The sequence below is a fragment of the Stenotrophomonas sp. Ker107b genome (assembly GCF_053847245.1).
Map to the genome: position 1 here is coordinate 753,386 of NZ_JBSPHX010000001.1, position 26,152 is coordinate 779,537.

Consider the following 26,152-nt stretch of genomic DNA (forward strand, 5'->3'; position numbering starts at 1 on the left):
TGTGATGCGCGGACCAGAACGCGATGATGGGGAACCCGGTTCCTTGTGATCGCCACATCCCGCGGCTAGGCTTGCCCCCGTTCACAGTGTTTGACGAGGTTGGCGGATGACGATTCGAGTGTATCTGGTGGACGATCATGCTCTGGTGCGTACGGGCATGAAGATGATCCTCTCCAACGAGACCGACATCGAGGTCGTCGGTGAGGCGGAGAGCGGTGAAGATGCGCTGCCGGATATCCGCCGTCTGCGGCCCGACGTCGTGCTGTGCGATCTGCACCTGCCGGGCGTGAGTGGCATGGAAGTCACCGAGCGCGTGGTCCGTGGCGATCACGGCACCCGCGTGGTGATCGTCTCCGTGCTTGAAGATGGCCCGATGCCCAAGCGCCTGCTCGAAGCCGGCGCGTCCGGTTACATCGGCAAGGCCTGCGATGCACAGGAACTGCTGCGCGCGGTGCGTGATGCCGCACTCGGCCGCCGTTACCTGGGCAACAGCATCGCGCAGAACCTGGCGCTGTCGAACGTGGAAGGTAACCATTCGCCGTTCGACACCCTGTCCCCGCGCGAACTGGAAGTGGCGCTGCTGCTCACCCAAGGCCTGCGCCAGGAAGACATCGCCAAGCGCCTGAGCCTGAGCGCGAAGACCGTCAATACGCACAAGGCCCGCCTGTTCGAGAAGATGGGCATCAACGACAACATCGCGCTCGCGCGCATGGCCAGCCAGTACGGCCTGGTGGATCCGGCACGCCCGATGTAACCCGCGTTCTGGCGGCGGATGAAAAAAACGCCCGGGCATGCCCGGGCGTTTTCGTTCAGTGCGCGCGGACCCGCGCCACGATCTTCGCGGCCTGGGCCGCACTCTCGCGCACCTTGTCCCACTCGCCGCGCTCGATCCAACCGCCCGGCACCATCCACGAACCGCCGATGCAGACCACGTTCTTCTGCTCCAGGTACTCGGCCGCCGTATCTTCGGTGATGCCACCGGTCGGGCACAGCTTCAGATCCGGAATCGGACCGGCCAGACCCTTGATCATCGCCAGCCCGCCCACGGCCGAGGCCGGGAACAACTTGCAGACCCGGAAGCCGCGCGCATACAGCGCCAGCATTTCCGTCGGCGAGGCCGCACCCGGTACCACCGGCAGCGGTGCCTGCGCCAACGCATCGGCCATGTGCGCCGGCGTACCCGGCGTGACCAGGAAATCCGCACCCGCATCGATGGACTGCTGCATCTGCTCCACGGTCAACACCGTGCCCGCACCCACCACCACATCCGGCAGCTCTCGCTTGAGCATGGCGAGTGCCTCCATCGCCACCGGCGTACGCAGCGTCAGCTCGATCGCCGGCAGCCCGCCCTCCAACAACGCCGCACTGACCGCACGGGCCTGATCCAGCGTATGCACCGTCACCACCGGCAGAATGCCGGCAGCCTTCAACAGGGTTTCAGCGCGTTTCTGATGTTCGGCGATGCTCATGCGTTTTCAATCCTTATTCCAAAAAGTACGACGCCAACAACGCGCCGAAAAGTGTCCGGAGGCAGCGGGATGGCCCCAACCAGGACCGTCAAGCGGCATGGATGCCGCTTAACGAGCCCCCATGTATGGGTTCACGGCGCGTCCTGGTTGGGGCCATCCCGCTGCCTCAACCAGAACACCCGGCCGCCGCTTTTGCGTCAGCTCACGCGTCCTTACCCTCATGCGGCGCTTCCGCAGCCGCCGCATCATGCCCAAGCTCGTATTCCGCATCGTAATTCCAGATGCTGCCGTCATCGGCCGCCGGCCCACACGAAATCGACATCGCCCCCTGATCGGCCGGACCCACCAGACGGCGGCTCATCGCGAACAGATTGCGGCCCAGATCATGCGCCGCCGGTGCGGTGTTCGGCGCCGGCTCACGTGCCGCGAATTCCGCCGCATCCACCAACAGCTCCAGCGTGCCGGCCTCACCATCCAGACGGATGATGTCGCCCTCGCGCACCCGTGCCAGCGGACCGCCACGCGAGGCTTCCGGCGTCATATGGATTGCCGCTGGGAACTTGCCCGAGGCACCGGACAGACGACCATCGGTGACCAGCGCCACCCGGCGCCCCTGGTTCTGCAGCAGGCCCAGCAGCGGCGCCAGCGAATGCAGCTCCGGCATGCCATTGGAGCGCGGGCCCTGGTAACGGACCACCGCCACGAAATCGTGCGGCAGCACACCGGCGGCGTGCAGCTTGTTCAGCACCTGTGGCGCATCGACGACCACCGCCGGTGCTTCGATCGTGCGGAACTCCGGCTTCACCGCCGACAGCTTGATCAGCGAGCGGCCGAGGTTGCCACGCAGCAGGCGCAGGCCGCCCTGCGACTCGAACGGATTGGCCACGCCACGCACCACATCCGGATCGGCACTCTCGCGCACGCCATCGATGTAGGTCAGCTTGCCGTCGCGAAGCGCCGGCTCCTGGCCGTACTGGTGCATGCCGCCCTCGGCCACGGTCTGCAGGTCGGCATGCATCAGGCCGGCCTCCATCAGCTCGCGGAACACGAACGCGGTGCCGCCGGCCGCGGCGAAGCGGTTCACGTCCGCTTCGCCGTTCGGATAGACCCGGGCCAGCAGCGGGATCAGCTGCGAGAGCTGGTCCATGTCGTCCCAGGTCAGCACGATGCCGGCCGCACGCGCCACGGCGATCCAGTGGATGGTGTGGTTGGTCGAACCGCCGGTGGCCATGAGCGTGACCACGGCGTTGACGATCGCGCGTTCGTCGATCAGACGGCCGAGCGGACGGAAGTCGTCGCCCAGGGCACTGATCTCCAGCGCACGCACGGCCGCGTGGCGGGTCAGTGCGTCGCGCAGCGGTGTATCCGGATTGACGAACGAGGCGCCCGGCATCTGCACGCCCATCGCCTCGAGCAGGGTCTGGTTGGAATTGGCGGTGCCGTAGAAGGTGCAGGTGCCGGCGCCATGGTACGAAGCGGCTTCGGCTTCCAGCAGTTCCTCGCGGGTCGCCTGGCCGGCCGCATAGCGCTCGCGCACTTCGGCCTTCTGCTTGTTCGGGATGCCCGGGGTCATCGGGCCGGCCGGCAGGAAGATCGCCGGCAGATGGCCGAAGGCCAGCGCGCCGATCAGCAGGCCGGGCACGATCTTGTCGCAGACGCCGAGGTAAACGCTGGCGTCGAACATGTCATGGCTCAGGCCGATTGCGGTCGACTGGGCGATCACATCGCGCGAGAACAGCGACAGTTCCATGCCGCCGCGGCCCTGGGTGACACCGTCGCACATCGCCGGCACGCCACCGGCAACCTGTGCGGTCGCACCGAGTTCGCGCGCGGTCTCGCGCAGGATCTCCGGGTAGTGCTCGAACGGCTGGTGTGCCGAGAGCATGTCGTTGTACGCGGTGATGATGCCGAGGTTGGGCGTCACCCCGCCGCGCAGGCGGGACTTGTCGGTCGGGCCGCACGCGGCGAACCCGTGGGCGAGGTTGCCGCAGCTCAGGCGCGAACGGAACGGACCGTCGCGCAGTGCCGCGTCGACACCGGCCAGGTAAGCGGCGCGGGAGGCGACGCTGCGCTGGACGATGCGCTCGGTGATGGCATGGAGTTTGGGATGCAGGCTCATTGGCTACCGGCTATGAGAAGGCGAACGGAACAACACCGGGGCAACTCAGTCACACCAGTGGACGCGCAGTTTCGCGCCGTCGAGATCGATCGCATTGAGGATGGGATACAGCTGCGGATTGTTGCTTTCCAGCGCGTGCTTGAGCACTTCCAGCTTCTGCTTGCCACGCAGCAGCAACAGGCGCTGGCGGCTCTGCTTCAAGCCATGCGGCGTAAGGGTGATGCGCAGCGGCCACTGATTGGCACCGGGGCAGCCGGTGGCATCCAGCGCCGCGTAGGGCAGGGTGCTTTCCAGGGCGCGGGTCAGATCCTTCGAACCCGGGAACAGCGAGGCGGTGTGGCCGTCGTTGCCCATGCCGATCACGCTCAGGCACGGCCGCTGGCTGTGCTGGGCCTGCAGGTTGGCGCTGTAGACGCATTCGGGCAGCGGCTTGCCGACCCGCACCAGCGGATCGAAATGCGCGCCTTCGGCACGGGTGAGGAAGCTCTCCCGCACCAGCCAGGCATTGCTGTCGCGATCCTGCGGTGACAGCCAGCGCTCATCGACCAGGCTCACTTCCACCCGGTCCCATTGAACATCCAGCTCGGCCAGTGCCTGGTAGATCGGCGCCGGCGTGGTGCCGCCGGAGAGCAACATGCGCGCCCGGCCGAACTCGGCGATGTCGCGGTTGAGCTCGGCGGCCATTTCGGCGGCCACGGCCTCGATCCAGCCATCGGCATCGCCGTGACGGATCAAGGTGAAACGGTCGGACGTATCCAGGGTATTCATGCGGTGCCTCCCGGCAGATCGCGTTCCACATCCGCCGCATACGCGGCCGCGCCGAGCAGGCCCGGGCTGGGGTGCATCACGGCCAGTGACGGCACCTTGGACATGATCGAAGAGAAGCGGCCCTTGTGTTCAAAGCGCTGGCGGAAGCCGGAATGCTGCAGTGAATCGAGCATCTTCGGCACCAGGCCGCCGGTCAGGAATACGCCATCCCAGGCACCCTGCATCAGCACCAGGTCACCGGCGATCGCGCCGAACACCGCGCAGAACACATCCACGGTCCGCATCGCCTGCGGGTCGCCATGCAGCGCACGCGCGGTGACGTCCACCGGCTGCAGTTGGCCCGGGTCGATGTCGGCCATCTCGCACACGGCGCGATGGATGTTGACCAGGCCCGGGCCGCAGATCAGGCGCTCGTTGGAGACACGGCCGAACTGCTCGGAGAGGATCTCCAGGATGCGGATCTCTTCCGGCGTCCCGGGCGGGAAGCTGACGTGGCCACCCTCGGTTTCCAGCGGATAGCAGCGGCCGTGGCGCAGGATCAACCCGCCCACGCCCAGCCCGGTGCCCGGACCGATCACCGCATAGTTGCGCGGCTGGCCGGGCTTGCCCGGCACCCATGCTGCGCCGCCGACCTGGATCACGTCCTGCGGCTGCAGCAGCGAGATGGCCATCGCCTGCGCGGCGAAGTCGTTGATCAGGTGCAGTTCGTCGAAGCCGAGCATGTGCGCGGTGCGCATGCGCGAAATCACCCACGGGTGGTTGGTGATGCGCGCCTCGTCGCCGTCCACGCGGCCGGCCACGGCGAACACGCCGCGCTTGGCCTGCGCGCCGATCTCTTCCAGGTAATGGCGTGCCGCTTCACCCAGCGAGGGGAACTCGGCGACGCGGAACTCGCGGATGCTGTCCTGCTGCAGCGGGGCATCGAGTGAGGTATCGGCAAGCGCGAAGCGTGCGTTGGTACCCCCGATGTCCGCCACGAGGACCGGTTGGGACACCAGCGTCATGCCTGGCCACCGCGGCCGGCCTCGGCATCCACATCGGCCGGCAGGAAGCCAGCGGCTTCCTGCGGACCCCATTCGCCAGCCGGGTAGGGCTGCAGCGGCAGGCTGGCTGCTTTCCAGGCATCGCTGACGCTGTCGATCCAGGCCCAGGCGGCGCGCACTTCGTCATCGCGCACGAACAGCGCATGGTTGCCGTTGAAGGCATCCAGGAACAGGCGTTCATAGGCGATACGGCGGTGCAGGCCGGTGGGTACGGACAGCTCCAGTTCCAGCGGGTGCAGTTCCAGCGCGCCCCATTCCGGGCCCGCCAGCGAGCTCATCAGGCCCAGCTCGATGTTCTCCTGCGGCTGCAGCTGGAAGGTGATGCGGTTCGGCGTGGCGTTGCCGCGGGCCGGGCGCTCGAACAGCCAATGCGTGACCGGCTTGAGGTTGACCACCACGCGCGTGGTGCGCTCGGCCAGGCGCTTGCCGGTGACGAGGTGGAATGGCACACCGCTCCAGCGCCAGTTGTCGATATGCGCGGTGACACCGGCGAAGGTTTCCACGTCGCTGCCTTCCGGCGGCTGGTAGGCCTGCGCAGGCTGGCCGTTGATGGTGCCGGCGGTGTAGCGGCCGCGCACGCTGTCACGTGCGGCGTGCTTGGCGTCCAGCGGGCGCAGGGCGCGCAGCACTTTGACCTTTTCATCGCGGATGCGGTCGGCTTCCAGCGAAGCTGGCGGTTCCATCGCGACCAGGCACAGCAGCTGCAGGATGTGGCTCTGGACCATGTCGCGCAGTGCGCCGGAGCGGGCGTAGTACGCGTCACGGCCATCCACACCCTCGCTCTCGGCGACCAGGATGTGCACCGATTCGATGTAGTTGCGGTTCCAGACCGCCTCGAGCAGCGTGTTGCCGAAGCGCAGCGCGATCAGGTTCTGCACCGCGGCCTTGCCCAGGTAGTGATCCAGGCGGAACACGCGGTCTTCGTCGATCCACTGGCCGATGGTGGAGATGATCTCCTCGGCGCTGGCGCTGTCGCTGCCGATCGGCTTTTCCAGCATCAGCCGGTGCGGTGCGGCCAGTGCGCCGCCCTTGGCCAGGCCTTCGCAGGTGGAGATGTACAGGCCCGGCGGAATCGCCAGGTAGCTCACGCAGTGGCGGTCGACCAGGTCATGCACCGATTCGGCCACGGACTCGGGATTGCGCAGGTCCACCGAGCGGTAGTCGATGCGCTGCAGCAGCGAGTGGATGTCGTCCTGGCTGGCCATCGGCATGGCCTGCTGCAGGCGCGGCCGCAGGATCTCGCGGAAGGCCTCGGTGTCGTGCGGCGACAATGCCAGCGCACGGACCTTGAAGTCTTCGGGGAGCAGACCGTCGCCGAGCAATCGCAGCAGCGAGGGGAACAGATAGCGCTGGGCCAGGTCACCTGTGGCGCCAAACAGGAAAAGGGTGTCGTGCATCGCTCGAGTTTCAGATCCGGGTGACATCGTTGTCAATCGCTTCTCGTCTATGTTCTCGGGGGTCGGGCGGGGTAGCTTGTCTGCCCGACATGATGGCCTGCCGACCCGGTGGCGGGAGAGATTTCGCATCCTCCCCGGCAATCAGGTCACGGCCGACCATCGGATAGTGCCACGTGAAAACGTTTACATGGCAGAATGCGCAGACTGTATTCGATTGCAGTGGTCGCCGTCATGCGGCACCACGCCATCGACCTGCCATCGGGAGGGCCGAAGGCAGTTCCGCATAACAGCCCGGAGACCGGGCGGACTGGAATGGTGATATGGCAAAAGTGCAGCTGCAGGGCGTTCGCAAGGTCTATGACAACGGTCAGGTGGCCGTGCAGGGCGCAACCTTCGAAGTGGCCGATGGTGAGTTGATGGTGCTGGTGGGGCCGTCGGGGTGTGGCAAGTCCACACTGCTGCGCATGGTGGCCGGGCTGGAAGAGATCAGTGGCGGCACGCTGACGATCGGCGACCGCGTGGTCAACGACGTGGCGCCCAAGGATCGCGACATCGCGATGGTGTTCCAGAGCTACGCGCTGTACCCGCACATGACCGTGGCCGAGAACCTGGCGTTCGGTCTGAAGCTGCGCGGCCACGACAAGGCGACGATCAGCAAGCGGGTCAGCGAGGCGGCCGAAACGCTGGGCCTGACCGACATGCTCGACAAGCTGCCCAAGGCGATGTCCGGTGGCCAGCGTCAGCGCGTTGCGCTGGGGCGCGCCCTGGTGCGTGAGCCGGCGGTGTTCCTGCTCGATGAGCCGCTGTCCAACCTGGATGCCAAACTGCGCCACAGCGTGCGCACGGAAATCGCGCAGCTGCACCGCAAGCTGGGCACCACCATGATCTACGTGACGCACGACCAGGTCGAAGCCATGACCCTGGGCCAGCGCATCGTGGTGCTCAAGGATGGCGTCATCCAGCAGATCGATACCCCGATGGCGCTGTACGACCGTCCGGCCAACCTGTTCGTGGCCGGCTTCCTCGGCAGCCCGGCGATGAACGTGCTGCGTGGCACTCTGCAGCGCACCGGGAACGGGTTTGCGGTGCAGGACACGGCGCTGACCGCGCCGCTGGGCCAGGCGCGTATCGCGCAGGACTGGGTCGGCAAGGCGATTGCCGTGGGCGTGCGCCCGGAGCATCTGCAGCCTGCCGCTGCCGGTGATGCGACCGCGTTCGAGGCGATGATCGACGGCATCGAGCCGGTCGGCAACGAGATCTTCGTCAACATGACCAGTGGCGGCCAGCCGTTGGTGATGCGCGTGGCGCCGCAGGCGTTGCCGTCCGTCGGTGAGCCGATCCGGGTGGCGATCCAGCCGCAGGGTCTGCACTTCTTCGACGCAGACACCGGCGAGCGCTTGAACGACGCGTAAGGCGCGGACGGGTGACGGGGTTCGCCGACCAACGGTCGGCGCCTACCCGGGGGGCAGGTCACGACCGCTGGTCGTGACCGCGATGCTTACCGCGCCAGACCGTCCAGCAACGGCAGGTGGGCGGCTTCAACCCCGCCCACCGTCAACGGCTCCGGCGCGATCTCCAGCGGCAGCACGGCCAGGGCCAGGTCACCGGCCACCGAGGCCACCGTGCCGATCGCCGCCGCGTTCTGGTGCACCTGCGTGCCGCTGGTCGTGCCCTCCACGACCCGCAGCAGCTGCAGGGCGCGCTTGGCCTTGCCGAGGAAATGGGTGCGGGCCACGATTTCCTGGCCCGGGTAGCAGCCCTTCTTGACGCTGTACCCGTTCAGGCGGTCCAGCCCGAGCTGCTGCGGCGTCCACTGCTCGCGCTGATCGGCATCCAGGCGCGGCAGGCCGTAGCGCAGGTCGGACTGACGCCAGGCGAGCGCGATATCCGCGCTGTCGGCCGCAGCGGCCACGGCATCGACCGCACCGATCCGCAGGCTGCGCGGAAGCGCATCGCTGCCCAGGTCCAGTTCGAGGTTTTCGCCGGCAAGTTGCGCAATCGCGGCCCCGGAGGCCGATTCCGGCGCGGTGAAGCTCGCCACCACCGCCAGATCGTTTCGCAGCTCGATCCGGACCTTGCGGCGGAACACGAAACGCTGCAATTGCGACGCAATCGCATCGGCATCGCCGTCGGCGAGCACCAGCACGATGCGCTCCTCCTCCAGCCGCAACAGCTGGAACACAGCAATGGTGCGGCCCTTGGCCGTCAGCCAGGCGCTCCACTGCCAATGCCGCAGGGGCAGGGCGGTGACGTCGCTGGAGAATTGGGCATGGGCGAACGCAGCCGCGTCGGCACCGCTGAGACTGAGCAGCTGGTGACCGGGGAGGCGCGAAAAGCCGGCGAAATCGGAGGGCAGGTTGTCAGGCACGTGAACGGGGTCTAAAATTTGTGCGTTGCGAGAACACCCATGATAGGCCAAACAACCCCCACTCCAGATTCTGAAGCTGAAGGCACGCTGGTACCGGAGGAGCAGCCGCTCCCCGAGACGCCGGCAGTGCCTTTGGAAATCGGCGGCCGCGGCGGACTTGATCCGGTGCGGTACGGAGATTGGGAAAAAAACGGACGCTGCATCGATTTTTGATCAGCATTGAGCCAACGCGGCATTGCGCCGCCCAGCCGAGATAACGAGCCCAGCGAATGGCCGCCAGAGAACGTCCCCTTTCCCCGCACCTTCAGGTGTATCGCTGGCAGATTCAGATGGCCACCTCGATCCTGCATCGAGCGACCGGCATCTTTCTGTCTGTTGGAGCCCTGATCATTGCCGGCGGCCTGCTCGCCCTGATGATGGGTCCTGAATCCTGGAACTGCTTCACCGGCCACGCCGGTAGCTGGTACGGCAAGCTCTTCCTGTTCGCCTGGACCTGGTCCTTCGCCTACCACCTGTGCAATGGCATCCGCCATATCGTGCAGGACTTCGCGATCGGCTTCTCCATTCCCGCCTTCGTGCGCAGCAGCTGGGTCTCGGTCTTCGCCAGCCTGGTGATCACCGCCCTGATCTGGGCCTATGTCTTCATGGGAGCGGCCGCATGAACAAGTACCGTACCCCGCTGAAGAACGTGCGTGGCCTGGGCGCCGCCAAGACCGGCACCGAACACTTCGTGATGCAGCGCCTGACCGCCACCGCGCTGGTCGGCCTGACCATCTGGTTCCTGGTGTTCGTGCTGAGCCTGATCGGCGCCGATTACGTGACCGCCACCGACGCGGTGTCCAAGCCGTGGAATGCGGTGCTGCTGGTCGGCTTCCTGGTCGCGATGTTCTGGCATGCCCAGCTCGGCCTGCAGGTCGTGCTGGAAGACTACATCCACAATTCGCTGCTGGCCCTGGCGCTGCAGACGACGGTGAAGTTCATCGCCGTGCTCGGCGCGATCGTCAGTGTGTTTGCGGTCGCCCGCATTACGCTCGGCGTTGCCTGAGTCCAGGCACCAAGACAGGAATCCAGATTAGATGTCCGCTTACAAGATTACGGAACACAAGTACGACATGGTCGTGGTCGGCGCCGGCGGTGCTGGCCTGCGCGCTACGTTCGGTCTTGCCGCCAAGGGCCTGCAGACGGTCTGCCTGACCAAGGTCTTCCCGACCCGTTCGCACACCGTGGCCGCGCAGGGCGGTATTTCCGCCGCGCTGGGCAACATGGGTGAAGACGACTGGCGCTACCACTTCTTCGACACCATCAAGGGCTCGGATTGGCTGGGTGACCAGGACGCCATCGAGTACATGTGCCGCGAAGCGATTCCGGCCATCATCGAACTGGAACACTACGGTGTGCCGTTCAGCCGTACCGAAGAAGGCAAGATCTACCAGCGCCCGTTCGGCGGCATGACCACCAAGTACGGCGAAGGCCCGTCCGCGCAGCGCACCTGCGCCGCCGCCGACCGTACCGGCCACGCCATGCTGCACACGCTGTACCAGCAGTCGCTGGCGCACAACGCGCGCTTCATGATCGAGTACTTCGCCCTCGACCTGATCTTCGATGACGAAGGCGTCTGCCGCGGCGTGCTCGCGCTGGACATGGCCGACGGCTCGCTGCACCTGTTCCGCGCCCATGGCGTGGTGCTGGCCACCGGCGGCTACGGCCGCGCCTACTTCAGCGCCACCTCGGCCCACACCTGCACCGGCGACGGCGGCGGTCTGGTCATGCGTGCCGGCCTGCCGATGCAGGACATGGAGTTCGTGCAGTTCCACCCGACCGGTATCTACGGCGCGGGCTGCCTGATCACCGAAGGCGTGCGTGGCGAAGGCGGCATCCTGCGCAACAGCAACGGCGAGCGCTTCATGGAGCGCTATGCACCGCATTACAAGGATCTGGCCTCGCGCGACGTGGTGTCGCGTTCGATGACCATCGAGATCCGCGAAGGCCGCGGCGTCGGCGAGCACAAGGATCACATCCTGCTCGACCTGACCCACCTCGGCCCGGGCGTCATCGACGACAAGCTGCCGGGCATCGCGGAAAGCGCCCGCATCTTCGCCGGCGTGGACGTGCACAAGCAGCCGATCCCGGTCATCCCGACCGTGCACTACAACATGGGCGGCATCCCGACCAACTACCACGGCGAAGTCGTGCGCAAGGTCGGTGACAACCCCGATGCGGTCGTGCCGGGCCTGTACGCCATCGGCGAAGCGGCCTGCGTGTCCGTGCACGGCGCCAACCGCCTGGGCTCGAACTCGCTGCTGGATCTGGTCGTGTTCGGCCGTGCGGTGGCCAACCGCTGCGCCGACACCATCAAGTCCGGCGCACCGCACAAGACCCTGCCGTCCGATGCCTGCGACAAGGCCCTGGGCCTGCTCGACAAGCTGCGTTACGCCAACGGCGACACCCCGACCTCGGTCATCCGCGATCGCATGCAGCGCACCATGCAGAACGACGCGGCGGTGTTCCGTACCAGCAAGACGCTGGAAGAGGGCTGCACCAAGATGGCCGAGATCTTCGACTCCTTCCAGGACGTCAAGGTCTCCGACCGTTCGCTGGTGTGGAACTCGGACCTGATCGAAACCTACGAGCTGAACAACCTGCTGCTCAACGCGGTGGCGACGATCAACTCGGCCGAACAGCGCAAGGAAAGCCGCGGCGCGCATGCGCATGAGGACTTCCCGGACCGCGACGACGTCAACTGGCAGAAGCACACGCTGGTCAACGTCGACGAGAACGGCAAGTGCGAGTTCGACTACCGTCCGGTCCACATGTACACGCTGAGCAAGGACGTGGACGTCGTCCCGCCCAAGCCGCGCGTTTACTAAGAGACCTGCGGCATGACCTCCGTCCACGCAGCGCTCGCCACCGCCACCTCCCGCACGGGTGGGGTGGTGCGTGCGCCGCGGGCCGGTGGTGTCGACTTCCTCATCTTCCGTGCTACCCGCGCCTGCGTTGCAGCGCGAGCCGCCTGAGCCAACGAGAACAGCCATGGCCGAGTTTTCCCTCCCCAAGAATTCCAAGATCGGAAAGGGCAAGCACTTCCCCGCCCAGACCGGTGCGAAGAACACCCGCACCTTCAAGATCTACCGCTGGAGTCCCGACGACGACAGCAATCCGCGCACCGATACGTATGAGATCGATCTGGACGCCTGCGGCCCGATGGTCCTGGACGCGCTGATCAAGATCAAGAACGAGATCGATCCGACCCTGACCTTCCGTCGTTCGTGCCGCGAGGGCATCTGCGGTTCGTGCGCGATGAACATCGATGGCACCAACACGCTGGCCTGCACTCGCGCGATTGCCGATTGCGGCAAGGCCGAGGTGCCGATCTACCCGCTGCCGCACATGAGCGTGGTCAAGGATCTGGTGCCGGACCTGACCCACTTCTACGCGCAGTACGCCTCGATCAAGCCGTGGATCCGTACCCAGACCCCGCCGCCGCCGGATCGCGAGCGCCTGCAGTCGCCGGAAGACCGCAAGAAGCTCGATGGCCTGTACGAGTGCATCCTGTGCGCCTGCTGCTCGACCAGCTGCCCGAGCTACTGGTGGAACGGCGAGCGTTACCTGGGTCCGGCCATCCTGCTGCAGGCCTACCGCTGGATCATCGACTCGCGCGATGAGGACACCGGTGCGCGCCTGGACGAGCTGGAAGACCCGTTCAAGCTGTACCGCTGCCACACCATCATGAACTGCTCGCGGACCTGCCCGAAGGGCCTGAACCCGGCGCTGGCGATTGCCGAGATCAAGAAGCTGATGATGGCGCGTCGCGCCTGATCCAGACGCGTCCTGCAGCGCCACGCCATGCGTGGCCCTGCAACAAAGGATCGAAACGGTAGAGCGACGCCATGCGTGGCTTCGCAGAAAATGATCGAAACAGTAGAGCCACGCCATGCGTGGCTTTGCCTTATCTGGAAACGCAGAAAAATGGACGAAGCAACCGAACTGAAAAAGCTGCGCTGGCGTTGCCGCCGCGGCATGCGCGAGCTGGACCAGCTGTTCGGCCGTTACCTGGACCGTTGCTGGCTGCAGGCACCGACAGACGAGCGCGAGGTTTTCCTGTTCCTGCTCGAGAGCGAGGACGATAAGTTGTGGCGCTGGTTCATGGGTTACGAGGAGTGCCCGCATGCCGCGCCCGCCGCCCTCATCGCCAGGATCCGCGCCCTTCCAGCGTGAGTGGTCTCCCTCGCGCTGGCAGTGCCGCGCACTGATCGCCATGGGCGCTGTGATGCCCTGGGCATTGTGGGCGACCGATCTGCCCGCGCCGTGGGGCCTGGCGCTGGGCATGGTGGCGATGGCCGGCACCTGGTGGGAGGCCTGGCGATATGCGCGCCGCCCGGGCTGCGTCTTCGTGATCCCCGCGGACGAAGACCCGGCGCAGGTGGATGGCGAGCCGGTGGAGGCGCTGCAGATGCGGCGCCGCGGGCCGCTGGTGCAGCTGGGGTGGCGCCGGGAAGGCCGCCGCCATTGGCGCTTGTTCTGGCCCGATACCCTTCCGCCGGCGCAGGCACGTGAACTGCGACTAGCCGTCCGGGCACACTGCATTTCCCGTTCACCCCCTGCAGTGGCACCATAGCCTGAATTGTCCGGCGTACCTGCATGTTCAAACCCATACCTGTCTCGATTGGCCTGCGTTACCTGCGCGCCAAACGCCGCAACGGCTTCATCTCCTTCATCTCCATGGCCTCGATCCTCGGCATTGCCCTGGGCGTGACCGTGCTGATCACCACGCTGGCGGTCATGAGCGGTTTCCAGAAGGAAATCCGCGATCGCCTGCTGCAGATGACCGCGCATACCACCATCACCACCGACGGCGCCCCCATGGCCGATTGGGCGCATGCGGTGGAGGTGGCCAAGAAGGATCCGCGGGTTGCCGGCGCGGCGCCGTACATCGAAATCCAGGCCATGCTCAGCGGTCCCCGCGTGCAGGGCGCCATCGTGCAGGGCATCGACCCCGCGCTGGAGCCGAACGTCTCGGTGATCAACCAGAAGGTCAAGAAAGGCAGCTTCGACAGCCTGACCGCAGGCAGCTACAACCTGCTGGTCGGCCAGGAACTGGCGATCTACCTGGGTGTCGGCGTCGGCGATACCGTGCTGGTCACGTTGGCCGAAGTGCAGGGCACGCCGATCGGCGCGATCCCGCGCATGAAACGCTTCACCGTGAGCGGCATCTTCGAAGCCGGTTACAACGAGGTCGACCGCGGCGTGGCCTACGCCAACATGGCCGATCTGGAAAAAGTACTGCGCATCGATGGCGTCACCGGTGTGCGCCTGAAACTGCATGACATGGACAAGGCGCTGGATGTCGGCGTCGATCTGGCCCACAACCTGACCGGTGCCTACCGGGTCAGCGACTGGACCCAGCAGAACGCGAACCTGTATCACTCGCTGCGCATGGAAAAAGTGGTGATGGGCATCCTGCTCTCGCTGATCATCGCCATGGGCGCGTTCAACCTGGTCTCCTCGCAGGTGATGCTGGTCACCGACAAGCAGGCCGACATCGCGATCCTGCGCACCCTGGGCCTGACCCCGGGCGGCGTCATGCAGGTGTTCATGGTGCAGGGCTCGCTGATCGGCATCTTCGGCACCGTGCTCGGCGTGATCGGTGGCATCACCCTGACCTTGAACCTGGAGCGCATCCTCGGCGCGATCGAGACGCTGTTCAACGTCAAGCTGCTGCCGGAGGACGTGTACTACATCACCGGCCTGCCGACCGACATGCAGACCCCGGACATCATCGTGATCACCGCCGTGGCGCTGGTCATGAGCTTCCTTGCCACCCTGTATCCCGCCTGGCGCGCGGCACGTACCCAGCCGGCGGAGGCCCTGCGTTATGAATGAAGCACTCACCCTGGGCCAGGAAGTCATCCGCGCCGAAGCCCTGGCCAAGACCTATGCCGAAGGCCGCATGCAGACCCCCGTGTTCAACGGGCTGGACCTGCGCGTAGCGGCCGGCGAGACCGTGGCCATCATCGGCGCCTCCGGCGCCGGCAAGAGCACCCTGCTGCACCTGCTCGGTGGGCTGGATACGCCGACGGCGGGCGAGGTCTACGTGGCCGGCCAGCGCATGTCCGGCCTGTCCGACAGCCAGCGCGGCCAGCTGCGCAACCGCGCGCTCGGCTTCGTGTACCAGTTCCATCACCTGCTGCCCGAATTCACCGCGCTGGAAAACGTGATGATGCCGGTGCTGCTCGGTGGCGAAGAAGTGGTCGACGCGCGCACCCGTGCGCAGGCGCTGCTGGAATCGGTCGGCCTGGGCCATCGCCTGGACCACAAGCCGGGCGAGCTGTCCGGCGGTGAGCGCCAGCGTGCGGCCGTAGCCCGCGCCTTGGTCAACCGCCCGGCCTGCGTGCTCGGTGATGAGCCGACCGGCAACCTGGACGACAAGACTGCCGCGACCGTGTTCGAGCTGATGCTTGAGCTCAACCGCGCGCACCACACCAGCCTGGTGCTGGTGACCCATGACCGCTCCCTGGCACGCAAGCTGGACCGCGTGCTGGAGCTGCGCGAAGGGCGGCTGCACAGCCTCGCGCACAGCGAGGTCTGAGCGGGCGTCGCTGCCGCCTGATCGCTGAACACCCGGCGGGGTCCTCTCGCCGGGACCACGCCGGGCGGCGCATGATCGCCACACAGTCCCCAGCAGGAGGCGTCATGAAGCAGACCCTTGCCATCGCGACCCTGTGCCTCGGCCTGGCCGCGTGTGCCAGTACCGGCCGGTTGTCCACCGCGCAGAAGCTCGATCTCTACCGCGCCCACGCCGGGCCGCCGCAGCAGGACATGCCGCTGTACGGCTCGTTGTCCGGCTGGACCGAGCTGGGCGACAGCGCGCTGGCGGTGTGGACACGCCCGAGCGAAGGCTATCTGCTGGAGCTGGCCGGCCCATGCCAGGGGCTGGACTACGCCCCGGCGATCGGCCTGACCAGCCGCGTCGGCCGTGTCTCGGCGCGCTTCGACAAGGTGCTTGTGCGCGATCCCACGCCCGGGCCGATGAACATGCCGTGCTTCATCAGCAGCATCCGCAAGCTGGACACCAAGGCCCTGCGCAGCTCGGAACAGGCGCTGCGCCAGGCGCAGCTGCAGGAGCGCGAAGAAGGCCAGCAGTCGCCAACCCGGTAGTGCCGGCCGCTGGCCGGCCAAGGCGTATCGACGATGGCACCGCGATCTGCCGGTCGCCACATCCTCGCGGTAGATACCGACCGTTGGTCGGTATCACAGGCGATCAGGCCTCCGGTACGAACCCGGCCGGCTTCTCCGCGCCACCGCTGAACAAGTACTTCACCAGCTCCTCTTCCAGGAACGCGCGGTGCTTGGGATCGCGCGGCGACAGCCGGTTTTCGTTGATCAGCATGGTTTGATGCGCCAACCACGCGGCCCACGCCGGCTTGCCGATGTGGTTGAAGATGCGCTGGCCCAGTTCGCCGGGGTAGGGCACGAAGTCCAGGCCTTCGGCGTCGCGTTGTTCGTACTGGCAGAAAACGGTGCGGGGCATAGCGTTACTCGATGTCTTGGGATGATGCTGCGCGCCGCATTGTACGGCGCTTGGGCTGAGCGGGCGGTGCACCGGTCTCCAGCAACTTGCGGATCGGTGCAGGCAGGCCCAGCGTGGCCAGCGCCTCGGCAGCGACCCAACGCAGGTCCGCCCTCTCGTCACGCAGCCCCTGTACCGTTGCCTTCAGCACCTGCAGATGCAGCCGGTAGTGGCTGAAGGTGTGCTCCAACACCGGCAACGACTCGGCATCGTCCAGCGAGCCGTCGATGTGCGCATCGAACCAGTCCTGCAACGCGATTCCGCTGTCGGCCTGGGGCAGGGTCCACAGCTGCGCCCAGATGCCGGTGTCCGGCCGCTTCTGCAGCAGCACACGGCCGCGCGCATCGCGCAGCAGCAGCGCGACCGCCTCGCGCTCGGGCAAGGTCTTGCCCGGTTTGGGCGTCGGCAGCTGATCGGTACGCCCCTCGCGACGGGCGACGCAGGTGGCCTGCAGCGGACAGATCACGCAGGCCGGCTTGCTGCGGCTGCAGACACTGGCACCGAGGTCCATCTGTGCCTGGGTGTAATCGACCATGCGCGTGTCAGGCACATGGTCGGCGTGGGCCTCGGCCACCGCCCACAGCTGTTTTTCGATCACCGGCAGGCCGGGGAAGCCCTCGATGCCGTGGTAGCGCGTCAGCACGCGTTTGACGTTGCCATCCAGGATCGCGAACCGATCATTCCAGACCTGGCTGAGGATCGCGCCGGCGGTGCTGCGGCCGATGCCCGGCAGCGCATGCAATGCATCGAAATCGCGCGGCAGCTCGCCGCCATGCCGTTCCACGCAGCGCTGCGCGGCGGCATGCAGGTTGCGTGCACGAGCGTAGTACCCCAATCCAGCCCACTGCGCCATGACCGCATCGTTGCTGGCGGCGGCCAGGTCGGGCAGGGTCGGGAACACTGCGAGAAACTTCAGGAAGTACGGGATGACCGTGCTGACCTGGGTCTGCTGCAGCATGATCTCCGACAGCCACACCCGGTACGGCGAGCGCGGGTGCTGCCACGGCAGGTCATGCCGGCCGTGGTCATCGAACCAGTACAGCAGCCGCGTGACAAAGACATCGTCGGTTGGCAACGGGGCGCTGGCGGGAGGCTGGCGGGTCATGCAGGTTCCGGAGGGAGTGGGGAGCCACGCCATGCGTGGCTGCATCGGCAGCCGGGGGTGCTGGTCACGGAGATGAAGCAGCCACCCATGGGGTGGCTCTACAAGTGACGCCGCTGCCTGGCCCGGCGGTGATCAGGCGCCGAGTGCTTCCGGAAGCAACGCGCCAACGAAGGCTTCCGGATCGAACACGCGCAGATCTTCGGGGCGCTCGCCGATGCCGCAGAAGCGGATCGGAATGCCGAATTCTCGCGCCAGCGCGAACACCACGCCGCCCTTGGCGGTGCCGTCCAGCTTGGTCACCACCAGGCCGGTCACGTTGACCGCGGCATGGAACTGACGCAGCTGCGAGAGCGCGTTCTGGCCGGTGGTGCCATCGATGACCATCAGCACTTCATGCGGCGCATCGGCGTCGATCTTGCCAAGCACGCGGCGGATCTTGCCGAGCTCGTTCATCAGGCCGGCCTGGGTATGCAGGCGGCCTGCGGTATCGGCGATCAGTACCTCGGTACCGCGGGCCTTGCCGGCCTGCAGTGCATCGAAGGCGACCGAGGCCGCATCCGCATTCTGGCCCTGCGCGACCACGGCCACGCCGTTGCGCTCGCCCCAGGCCTGCAACTGCGCGACGGCAGCGGCGCGGAAGGTATCGCCGGCGGCCAGCATCAGGCTGTGGCCGTCGTCCTTGAAGCGCTTGGCGAGCTTGCCGATGGTGGTGGTCTTGCCGACGCCGTTGACGCCGACGGTGAGCACCACGAAGGGCTTGGCGGTGCGGTCGATCACCAGCGGCTTGGCCACCGGCTGCAGGATCGCGATCAGCTCGGCGCGCAGCGCGGTGAGCAGCGCGTTGGCATCGGTGAACTCGCGCGCCTTCATGCGCTTGCGCAGGCCTTCGACCAGCGCGGTGGTCGCGCCGACGCCGACGTCGGCGGTGATCAGCGCGGTTTCCAGTTCGTCGAGCAGGTCGTCATCGAGCTTGGGGTTGCGCGAGAACAGGCCGCCAAAGCTGCGTGCGATCACGCTGTTGCGCAGGCGCTCGCGCCAGCCGCTCTTGCCGGCGGCGGCGGGGGCCATGTCCTGGGAGGACGGGCGCTCGGTGACGATGGTGGGGGCGACCGGGGCAACCGGGGCAGCGGGAGCGATTGGAGCTGGAACAACCGACGGCGCAATGACGGCTGGCGCCGGTGCGCTCACCGGAGCGGCCGGAATCGGGGTGGGCGCGGCGGGCGCGACACGGGCCTCCAGCGGCGGCTCTTGAGCCGGTGCAGCCACCGTCGGGACGGGGCCGATAGGCTCCTGAACAACTGGCGCGGCCACCGCAGGTGCAGGGGCTGCTGGCGCCGGGGTCACCGGAGCAGGCACCACAGGCGCAGGCACAACCGGCGCAGCAACCACCGGGGGCGGCGCGATGACGCGCTCTACCGGTGCGACCGGCTCGGCAGCAGGCAGCGGAGCATCCACCACGGGCGGCAGCGGCGCAGGCGCAGGCGGTGCAGCAGGCTCGGTCTTGGCCTGCGGGAACGCGGCAGCCAGCTCCTCCGCGGAGTAATGCTGGGTCTTGGCCGCCTCTTGCGGGGCGTCCTGGGGCTTTTTGCGACGGAAGAAGCTGAGCATTGGCAAAAGACGCTGAAATCAGAGGGCTATGCTACCACTGCGCCCCGAATGCCCATGGGCGTGCAGGTGCGGTGGGGCGGGACTCAAGTAATGGCCGATGCGGCCGTTACCGGTTGTGAAGGGCTGCGCCATGCGGGCGCGGCCGGGACAGCGAAACGGGAAACGGTGAACGATGAACGTGATGTCCATTGCCAGCGCCGGCATGCGTGCCGCTTCGCTGGGCATACAGGCGGCCGCCTCCAACGTGGCGCGATTGCCGGTGGCTGATTCCACACGCCTGGGTGTGGCGCAGGCCGCAACGGCAGGCGGCGGAGTTACCGCCACCGTGGTCGCCGCCCCCGACGATGCCAACGCGCCGATCGCGGATATGCTCACGGCCAAGCAGGCTGCGCTGGCGTTTGCCGCCAACGCGACCGTGGTCCGGCGTCAGGACGAGATGCTGGGCACCTTGCTCGACCGCTGGGCCTGAGCCAAGCGCGCGCGCTGACCGCCGCGCGGCGCCATGCATCATCAACCGCGGTGGGCGCCGACCCGTGGCCGGCACCCCTCTGCCGCACGACTTACGCCGACAGCTCCAGCAGCAGCTTGTTGAGCCGGCGCACATACGCGGCCGGGTCCTTCAGCGTGTCGCCCGCGGCCAGCGCGGCCTGATCGAACAGAACGCGGCTCAGGTCGTCGAAGCGCGCGGCATCGCCTTCCTGGTCCAGCTTGCCGATCAGCGGATGGGCCGGGTTGAACTCGAACACCGGCTTGCTGTCCGGCACCTTCTGCCCACTGGCTTCCAGGATCTGGCGCATCTGCAGGCCCAGATCCTGCTCGCCGATCGCCAGGATCGCCGGGGAATCGGTCAGGCGGTGCGAGACGCGCACGTCGGCGACGTCCTCACCCAGTGCGGACTTGATGCGGTCCACCAGCGCCTGCTTGTCCTTGGCGACGGCTTCCTGCGCCTGCTTGTCTTCGGCGCTTTCCAGCGCGCCCAGGTCCAGATCGCCACGCGCGACATCGACGAACGACTTGCCGTCGAATTCGGTCAGGTACCCCATCAGCCATTCGTCGATGCGGTCGGTGAGCAGCAGCACTTCGATGCCCTTCTTGCGGAAGACTTCCAGGTGCGGGCTGTCCTTGACCTGGGTGTGGCTGTCGCCGGTCAGGAAGTAGATCTTGTCCTGGCCCTCGATCATGCGGCCCACGTAGTCGGCCAGCGAGACGCTGGGCTCGCCACTGGCATCATGGGTCGAGGCGAAGCGCAGCAGGCCGGCGATCTTTTCGCGGTTGTTGAAGTCTTCGGCCGGACCTTCCTTGAGCACCTGGCCGAACTGCTTCCAGAAGCCGGCATAGATCTCCGGCTTGTCCTTGGCCAGCTTTTCCAGCATGTCCAGCGAGCGCTTGGTCAGCGCCGACTTCATCGAATCGATGACCGGGCCGGACTGCAGGATTTCGCGCGAGACGTTCAACGACAGATCGTTGGAATCCACCACACCCTTGATGAAACGCAGGTACAGCGGCAGGAACTGCTCGGCCTGGTCCATCACGAACACGCGCTGCACGTACAGCTTCAGGCCCTTGGGCGCGTCGCGGTGGTACAGATCGAACGGGGCATGGCCGGGGACGTACAGCAGCGAGGTGTACTCGAGCTTGCCTTCGACCTTGTTGTGGCTCCACGCCAGCGGATCCTGATGATCGTGCGCAGCGTGCTTGTAGAACTCCTGGTACTCGGCGTCGGTGATCTCGGTGCGCGGGCGGGTCCACAGCGCGCTGGCACGGTTGACGGTTTCCCATTCGATCTCGGCCGGGGCGTCTTCGCCGTGGTGTTCCTTGACCATCTGGATCGGCAGGCCGATGTGGTCGGAGTACTTCTTGATGATGCCGCGCAGGCGCCAGCCATCGGCGAAGTCGCGCTGGTCGTCCTTCAGGTGCAGCACGATGCGGGTGCCGCGCTCGGGCTTGTCGATGCTTTCCACGTCGAACTCGCCTTCGCCGCGCGAAGACCAGTGCACGCCCTCGCTGGCGGGCAGGCCGGCGCGACGGGAATACACGTCCACCTGGTCGGCGACGATGAAGGCGCTGTAGAAGCCGACGCCGAACTGGCCGATCAGCTGCGAGTCCTTCTTCTGGTCACCGGAGAGCTGGCGCAGGAAGTCGCCGGTGCCGGACTTGGCGATGGTGCCCAGGTGCGCGATCGCCTCGTCACGGCTCATGCCGATGCCGTTGTCGTCGATGGTCAGGGTGTTGGCGGTGGCGTCGAAGCTGACGCGGATGCGCAGGTCGCCGTCGTTCTCGAGCAGGGCCGGCTGGGTCAGCGCTTCGAAGCGCAGTTTGTCCGAGGCGTCGGCGGCGTTGGAGATGAGCTCGCGAAGGAAGATTTCCTTGTTGGAGTACAGCGAGTGGATCATCAGCTGCAGCAGCTGTTTGACTTCGGTCTGGAAGCCCAGGGTTTCTTTTGGGGTCTGCACGGTCATGGGTCGTGTTGCTCCTTGGGGCATTGCCGCGCCCGGCGCGGCGGCTGGCTCAAGGGGTAGGGGTGGATTGTCCCGAATTCAAGGCCGCGCGGTCCGGCACGGCGCCTGTCTGTCTGCGTGGGGAGGGCGGCGGGTACGGGGTGCCGGGACGCGGCGTGAACCCCTCCATGGGGCCTCGTGGGCAGCATCCATGCTGCCCAACGGTCCCGGCCCCCCGTACCCGCCACCCTCCTGTCAGGGGGCGCGTGTGGTGCGGTTGGATCCGTGCGGTACATGGACGTCGTTGCCCCGGCACATGATTTGGTCCGAGGACGAGGCGGCTCTTACCGCTACAACCTAGAATGTCGTCCTGAACCGCCTGCCATCCGTGCCCATGACTCTCTTCCGCCCGTTCGCCCATCCCGTTTCCGTCTGTCGCCGGAGCCACGCATGACGCCGCGTCAGCCGGCGGGCGCCGTGGGCCAGGTGCGGATCATCGGCGGCAAGTGGCGCAATACGAAGCTGCCGGTGCCGCTGTCACCGGGGCTGCGGCCCAGCAGTGACCGGGTGCGCGAGACGCTGTTCAATTGGTTGATGCCGCGGCTGGGTGGGGCGCGGGTGCTGGATCTGTTCGCCGGGAGCGGGGCGCTGGGGCTGGAGGCGGTGTCGCGGGGGGCGGCGCAGGCGACGCTGGTGGAGCGCGATGTCGCGTTGTCCCGGCAGCTGCGTGAGTCGGTCGCCAAGCTGGGGGCGCAGGACCAGATCGCGGTGGTGCAGGCCGATGCGCTGCAGTGGCTGCGGCAGCCGGCCGGGGCGCTGGCGGATATCGTGTTCATCGATCCGCCGTTCGCCGATGGGCTGTGGGAGGCGGTGATCGCCGGGCTGCCGTCGCATCTGGCCGCCGATGCCTGGCTGTACGTGGAGTCCCCGGCCGATCAGGCGCCGAAGATGCCCGCGCCGTGGCTGCTGCACCGTGAGGGGGGCACCCGGGAGGTCCGTTTTGCCCTGTATCGGCGCGCCACTGCTACACTTTCACCAGACCAACACGCGTAGCTGACGTATGACCGTGGCCAACCGCCGCATTGCTGTCTACCCGGGCACCTTCGATCCGATCACCAATGGTCACATCGATCTGGTGAACCGCGCTGCACCCCTGTTCGAGAAGGTGGTGGTGGGCGTGGCGCAGAGCCCGTCCAAGGGGCCGACCCTGCCGCTTGAGCAGCGCGTGCAGCTGGCCCGCGATGCGCTGGGCCACAACCGCAACGTGGAAGTGCGTGGTTTCGATACCCTGCTGGCGCATTTCGTGCGTTCGGTGCAGGGCGGCATCCTGCTGCGCGGCCTGCGCGCGGTGTCCGATTTCGAGTACGAATTCCAGATGGCGAGCATGAACCGCCATCTGATCCCGGAGGTCGAGACCCTGTTCCTGACCCCGGCCGAGCAACACAGCTTCATTTCGTCTTCGCTGGTCCGCGAGATCGCCCGTCTGGGCGGCGACGTGTCCGGCTTTGTGCCGTCCGCTGTGCTTGAGGCGCTGCGCAAGGTCCGTGAAGCGAAGTCGGCCCAAGCGTAGTACCTGCAAGACCCATACATACCAAGAATCACCAAGGGAGGAATTCCATGAACAACACCATGCGTGCCATGTTGATCGCGTCGTTCGCGCTGGCCTTCACCGCCTGCAAGAAGGAAGAGGCCGCGCCGGTCGTCGAAGCCCAGCAGGCGCTGGTCGCCCCGGCTGCCGATGACGATGCCGGCTGGAAGAAGTATCTGCAGGCCGTGGCCGTGCAGAACATGGGCAACATCAGCAACAGCCCGTACCTGTACTACCTCGCCCCGGAATCGGATCCGGAGTTCGCGGCCAAGTATGAGCGTCAGGTCGAAAGCGCCACCCAGGCCGTGGGCCGTGGCGTGCAGCCGGGCAACATGCTGGCCTTCGGTTCCTCGGCCTCGGCCAAGATGGCCGACATGATCCAGGCCGTGTTCAAGGACGTCTCGCCGGACTCGATGAAGGGTGTGCGCGTGGTGTTCATCGGCAAGGCTGCCGACAACGCCCGCGTCCAGTCGATCATCCAACCGACCGGCGCCGAGTACATCTTCGTCGAAGCCAAGTAACCCGTGCAGTGGCGGCTGCGCCTCGTGCGCGGCCCGGGTGGCGCCCGCAGGGGCGTCACCGATGACCGGCCCGCGCGCCCGCGTGGGCCGGTTCTCATCCGCCGGCGCGGGCGTGGAGTAACGCCATGTCGCTGAAAATCAATGAGCTCTGCGTCAATTGTGACGTCTGTGAGCCGGCCTGTCCCAATCAGGCCATTTCGATGGGTGAAACCATCTACGTGATCGATCCGGCCCGCTGCACAGAGTGCGTGGGGCATTTCGACGAACCCCAGTGCGTGGTCGTCTGCCCGGTCGAATGCATCGATCCCGATCCGGACATTCCGGAAACCCAGGACGCTCTGCTGGCCAAATTGCATGGGCTGCAGCGCGATCATCCCGAATTGTATGTCACGGAGTTTGTGCCCAAATGAGAACGCTGTCGCGTCGCTGGTTGCTGCTTGTCCTGCTGGTGGCCCCGGGTGCCTGGGCCGCGGAACCCGCGCACGCGGCCCTGGCCAAACATCCTGACGGTGCCGCCGTCGCCAGTGGCCATCACCTGGCCACCGAAGCCGGCATGGAAATCCTGGCCAAGGGCGGCAACGCGTTCGATGCGGCCGTCGCGGTTTCGGCCACGCTGGCGGTGGTCGAGCCGATCAGTTCCGGCCTTGGCGGCGGCGGCTTCTTCCTGCTGCACGATGCGGCCACCGGCAAGGACGTGATGCTGGACGCGCGCGAAACCGCGCCGCAGTCCGCCACCCCCGAAGCGTTCCTCGACAAGAAAGGCGAGCTGGACCGCGACCGTTCGGTCAATGGTGCCTGGTCGGCCGGTATTCCGGGCCTGCCGGCAGCACTGGTGGAGCTGTCCTCCAAGCACGGCAAGCTGCCGCTGAAGACCTCGCTGGAACCGGCCATGCGCATCGCGCGCGAGGGCTTCCCGGTGTATGCACGCATGGCCAAGGGCTATCAGTCCCGGCGTGAGGTGATGCAGCGCTACCCTGGCACGCGCGAGGTGTATGAGCGCAACGGCAAGCCGATCGCCGAAGGCGACGTGTTTCGCCAGCCGGAACTGGCCAGGACCATGGAGCGCCTGGCCGACCAGGGCTTTGATGGCTTCTACCGTGGCGAGACCGGCAAGCTGCTGCTCAAGGGCGTGAAGCAGGCCGGCGGCCAGTGGACCGCCGAGGAACTGGCCGGCTACCGGGTCAAGCTGCGCGAGCCGATCGCCTTCAAGTACCGCGACTGGACCATCACCACCGCCTCGCCGCCGTCTTCCGGCGGCATCGCACTGGCGGCCATGCTGCAGATCCTGGAAGGCTGGGATCTGAAGTCGATGGACCAGGCCCACCGCACCCACCTGGTAGTGGAAGCGATGCGCCGTGCCTACCGCGACCGCACCTTCTTCCTGGGGGATCCGGACTTCGTGGATATCCCGCAGAAAGTGCTGACCAGCAAGGATTACGCGCAGGGCCTGCGCGCCACCATCCATCCGGAAAAGGCCACCCCGAGCGACCTGTTGTCGGGCAATCCGACGCCGCTGGAAGATGACGAGACCACGCATTTCTCGATCATCGACCGCGAGGGCAACCGCGTCGGCGCCACCCAGACCGTGAACCTGCTGTACGGCTCGGGCCTGATTCCGTCGGGTACCGGCGTGCTGCTGAACAACGAAATGGACGATTTCGCGCTGAAGCCGGGCACCCCCAACGCCTTCGGCGTGATGGGCTATGCGGCCAATGCGCCGAAGCCGGGCAAGCGCATGCTCAGCTCGATGACCCCGACGTTCATGGAGTCCGCCGACAAGGTCGTGGTGCTCGGTACGCCCGGTGGCAGCCGCATCATCACCATGGCGCTGCTGGGCATCCTCGGCTACGACGACGGCCTGACCGCGCAGCAGGTCGCCGCGCTGCCGCGCTACCACCACCAGTGGCTGCCCGACCGCATCGAGGCCGAGGACGGTACCTTCGATACAGACACCATCAAGCAGCTGCAGGCGATGGGCCACAAGATCGATCTGCCCGGCGATACCGCCGCGGGCGGTCGCGGCTCCAGCCATGTCTGGGGCAACCTGCAGACGGTGGAATGGGACCGCCGCAGCAATGTCCTCAGCGGTGGCAGCGACCCGCGCAACCCGGTCGGCAGCGCCGCGGTCAGCCAAGCGCACTGATTGATCGCAGCAACGAGA

Annotated in this window: 28 protein-coding genes; 18 read left to right on the top strand and 10 right to left on the bottom strand. The window is 66.7% G+C overall.

The features are described from left to right. The first annotated feature begins 106 nt into the window (after positions 1–106). Positions 107–754 carry a response regulator gene (locus ACWV8V_RS03620; protein ID WP_019183265.1) on the top strand — a complete coding sequence of 216 codons (648 nt, stop codon included), beginning with the start codon at positions 107–109 and terminating at the stop codon, positions 752–754. A gap of 55 nt (positions 755–809) precedes the next feature. Here the strand turns inward: ACWV8V_RS03620 and ACWV8V_RS03625 are convergent, their stop codons facing one another. The 5 genes from ACWV8V_RS03625 to zwf all read right to left on the bottom strand — a co-directional run bounded on the left by ACWV8V_RS03625 (position 810) and on the right by zwf (position 6,796). Then, a complete protein-coding gene (locus ACWV8V_RS03625; protein ID WP_019183264.1) occupies positions 810–1,469 on the bottom strand; it encodes a bifunctional 4-hydroxy-2-oxoglutarate aldolase/2-dehydro-3-deoxy-phosphogluconate aldolase in 660 nt (219 codons plus the stop codon). A gap of 202 nt (positions 1,470–1,671) precedes the next feature. Further along, positions 1,672–3,588, bottom strand: a complete 1,917-nt coding sequence (gene edd / locus ACWV8V_RS03630; protein WP_259260337.1) for a phosphogluconate dehydratase — start codon at positions 3,586–3,588, stop codon at positions 1,672–1,674. A 45-nt stretch (positions 3,589–3,633) separates the two neighbouring features. Continuing rightward, on the bottom strand, positions 3,634–4,356 hold the full coding sequence (pgl, locus tag ACWV8V_RS03635; protein WP_123728961.1) for a 6-phosphogluconolactonase: 723 nt from the start codon (positions 4,354–4,356) through the stop codon (positions 3,634–3,636). Beyond that, positions 4,353–5,360, bottom strand: coding sequence for a glucokinase (glk, locus tag ACWV8V_RS03640; RefSeq protein ID WP_259260338.1), 1,008 nt, complete (start codon positions 5,358–5,360; stop codon positions 4,353–4,355). The genes pgl and glk overlap by 4 nt, the downstream gene beginning before the upstream one ends. Then, the gene (zwf, locus tag ACWV8V_RS03645; RefSeq protein ID WP_123728963.1) at positions 5,357–6,796 is read right to left on the bottom strand and encodes a glucose-6-phosphate dehydrogenase; all 1,440 of its coding nucleotides are present in this window, start codon (positions 6,794–6,796) and stop codon (positions 5,357–5,359) included. The genes glk and zwf overlap by 4 nt, the downstream gene beginning before the upstream one ends. Before the next feature lie 320 nt (positions 6,797–7,116). On the opposite strand from zwf, the gene ACWV8V_RS03650 reads away from it, so the two are divergent. Further along, positions 7,117–8,208 (top strand): ABC transporter ATP-binding protein, encoded by a 1,092-nt coding sequence (locus ACWV8V_RS03650; protein WP_259260340.1) that lies wholly within the window; start codon positions 7,117–7,119, stop codon positions 8,206–8,208. 86 nt (positions 8,209–8,294) lie between these two features. Here the strand turns inward: ACWV8V_RS03650 and ygfZ are convergent, their stop codons facing one another. Then, positions 8,295–9,164 carry a CAF17-like 4Fe-4S cluster assembly/insertion protein YgfZ gene (gene ygfZ, locus ACWV8V_RS03655; protein ID WP_455898959.1) on the bottom strand — a complete coding sequence of 290 codons (870 nt, stop codon included), beginning with the start codon at positions 9,162–9,164 and terminating at the stop codon, positions 8,295–8,297. Positions 9,165–9,203: 39 nt separating this feature from the next. Between ygfZ and ACWV8V_RS03660 the strand changes: the two genes are divergently transcribed. From ACWV8V_RS03660 to ACWV8V_RS03705, 10 genes are all read left to right on the top strand, one after another. Further along, positions 9,204–9,377 (top strand): DUF1674 domain-containing protein, encoded by a 174-nt coding sequence (locus ACWV8V_RS03660; RefSeq protein ID WP_080341549.1) that lies wholly within the window; start codon positions 9,204–9,206, stop codon positions 9,375–9,377. Positions 9,378–9,433: 56 nt separating this feature from the next. Further along, on the top strand, positions 9,434–9,826 hold the full coding sequence (gene sdhC, locus ACWV8V_RS03665; protein WP_046273608.1) for a succinate dehydrogenase, cytochrome b556 subunit: 393 nt from the start codon (positions 9,434–9,436) through the stop codon (positions 9,824–9,826). Further along, positions 9,823–10,209, top strand: coding sequence for a succinate dehydrogenase, hydrophobic membrane anchor protein (gene sdhD / locus ACWV8V_RS03670; RefSeq protein WP_123728966.1), 387 nt, complete (start codon positions 9,823–9,825; stop codon positions 10,207–10,209). The genes sdhC and sdhD overlap by 4 nt, the downstream gene beginning before the upstream one ends. A gap of 31 nt (positions 10,210–10,240) precedes the next feature. Continuing rightward, positions 10,241–12,031 carry a succinate dehydrogenase flavoprotein subunit gene (gene sdhA / locus ACWV8V_RS03675; RefSeq protein WP_121041870.1) on the top strand — a complete coding sequence of 597 codons (1,791 nt, stop codon included), beginning with the start codon at positions 10,241–10,243 and terminating at the stop codon, positions 12,029–12,031. Between the two features lie 163 nt (positions 12,032–12,194). After that, positions 12,195–12,980 (top strand): succinate dehydrogenase iron-sulfur subunit, encoded by a 786-nt coding sequence (locus ACWV8V_RS03680; protein WP_088432210.1) that lies wholly within the window; start codon positions 12,195–12,197, stop codon positions 12,978–12,980. A 150-nt stretch (positions 12,981–13,130) separates the two neighbouring features. Beyond that, the gene (locus ACWV8V_RS03685; protein ID WP_019183252.1) at positions 13,131–13,379 is read left to right on the top strand and encodes an FAD assembly factor SdhE; all 249 of its coding nucleotides are present in this window, start codon (positions 13,131–13,133) and stop codon (positions 13,377–13,379) included. Positions 13,380–13,419: 40 nt separating this feature from the next. Further along, a complete protein-coding gene (locus tag ACWV8V_RS03690) occupies positions 13,420–13,779 on the top strand; it encodes a hypothetical protein (RefSeq protein WP_455898960.1) in 360 nt (119 codons plus the stop codon). 23 nt (positions 13,780–13,802) lie between these two features. Continuing rightward, on the top strand, positions 13,803–15,044 hold the full coding sequence (locus ACWV8V_RS03695) for a lipoprotein-releasing ABC transporter permease subunit (RefSeq protein ID WP_088432207.1): 1,242 nt from the start codon (positions 13,803–13,805) through the stop codon (positions 15,042–15,044). After that, entirely contained in the window at positions 15,037–15,750 is a 714-nt protein-coding gene (lolD, locus tag ACWV8V_RS03700) for a lipoprotein-releasing ABC transporter ATP-binding protein LolD (protein WP_121041874.1), read from the top strand. The genes ACWV8V_RS03695 and lolD overlap by 8 nt, the downstream gene beginning before the upstream one ends. Before the next feature lie 104 nt (positions 15,751–15,854). Then, positions 15,855–16,319, top strand: coding sequence for a DUF6491 family protein (locus ACWV8V_RS03705; RefSeq protein WP_259260346.1), 465 nt, complete (start codon positions 15,855–15,857; stop codon positions 16,317–16,319). Positions 16,320–16,422: 103 nt separating this feature from the next. Here ACWV8V_RS03705 and ACWV8V_RS03710 read toward each other — a convergent pair whose 3' ends face one another. From ACWV8V_RS03710 to ftsY, 3 genes are all read right to left on the bottom strand, one after another. Then, positions 16,423–16,692 (bottom strand): oxidative damage protection protein, encoded by a 270-nt coding sequence (locus ACWV8V_RS03710; RefSeq protein ID WP_019183247.1) that lies wholly within the window; start codon positions 16,690–16,692, stop codon positions 16,423–16,425. 4 nt (positions 16,693–16,696) lie between these two features. After that, positions 16,697–17,836 carry an A/G-specific adenine glycosylase gene (gene mutY, locus ACWV8V_RS03715; RefSeq protein ID WP_455898961.1) on the bottom strand — a complete coding sequence of 380 codons (1,140 nt, stop codon included), beginning with the start codon at positions 17,834–17,836 and terminating at the stop codon, positions 16,697–16,699. A gap of 132 nt (positions 17,837–17,968) precedes the next feature. Beyond that, positions 17,969–19,444 carry a signal recognition particle-docking protein FtsY gene (gene ftsY, locus ACWV8V_RS03720; protein ID WP_455898962.1) on the bottom strand — a complete coding sequence of 492 codons (1,476 nt, stop codon included), beginning with the start codon at positions 19,442–19,444 and terminating at the stop codon, positions 17,969–17,971. A gap of 172 nt (positions 19,445–19,616) precedes the next feature. Here ftsY and ACWV8V_RS03725 point away from each other — a divergent pair, with 172 nt between their 5' ends. Beyond that, the gene (locus ACWV8V_RS03725; RefSeq protein WP_259260350.1) at positions 19,617–19,913 is read left to right on the top strand and encodes a hypothetical protein; all 297 of its coding nucleotides are present in this window, start codon (positions 19,617–19,619) and stop codon (positions 19,911–19,913) included. 91 nt (positions 19,914–20,004) lie between these two features. Here the strand turns inward: ACWV8V_RS03725 and htpG are convergent, their stop codons facing one another. After that, positions 20,005–21,903 (bottom strand): molecular chaperone HtpG, encoded by a 1,899-nt coding sequence (htpG, locus tag ACWV8V_RS03730; protein ID WP_455898963.1) that lies wholly within the window; start codon positions 21,901–21,903, stop codon positions 20,005–20,007. Positions 21,904–22,332: 429 nt separating this feature from the next. On the opposite strand from htpG, the gene rsmD reads away from it, so the two are divergent. From rsmD to ggt, 5 genes are all read left to right on the top strand, one after another. Then, positions 22,333–22,935: a 16S rRNA (guanine(966)-N(2))-methyltransferase RsmD gene (rsmD, locus tag ACWV8V_RS03735; RefSeq protein WP_259260352.1), complete on the top strand. Its 603-nt coding sequence runs from the start codon at positions 22,333–22,335 to the stop codon at positions 22,933–22,935. A gap of 7 nt (positions 22,936–22,942) precedes the next feature. After that, positions 22,943–23,452: a pantetheine-phosphate adenylyltransferase gene (gene coaD, locus ACWV8V_RS03740; RefSeq protein WP_123728976.1), complete on the top strand. Its 510-nt coding sequence runs from the start codon at positions 22,943–22,945 to the stop codon at positions 23,450–23,452. Positions 23,453–23,499: 47 nt separating this feature from the next. Then, positions 23,500–23,991, top strand: coding sequence for a hypothetical protein (locus tag ACWV8V_RS03745; protein WP_019183240.1), 492 nt, complete (start codon positions 23,500–23,502; stop codon positions 23,989–23,991). A 125-nt stretch (positions 23,992–24,116) separates the two neighbouring features. Continuing rightward, positions 24,117–24,401: a YfhL family 4Fe-4S dicluster ferredoxin gene (locus ACWV8V_RS03750; RefSeq protein WP_123728977.1), complete on the top strand. Its 285-nt coding sequence runs from the start codon at positions 24,117–24,119 to the stop codon at positions 24,399–24,401. Further along, positions 24,398–26,134: a gamma-glutamyltransferase gene (ggt, locus tag ACWV8V_RS03755; protein ID WP_455898964.1), complete on the top strand. Its 1,737-nt coding sequence runs from the start codon at positions 24,398–24,400 to the stop codon at positions 26,132–26,134. Before ACWV8V_RS03750 ends, ggt begins: the two co-directional genes overlap by 4 nt. The last annotated feature ends 18 nt before the right edge of the window (positions 26,135–26,152 follow it).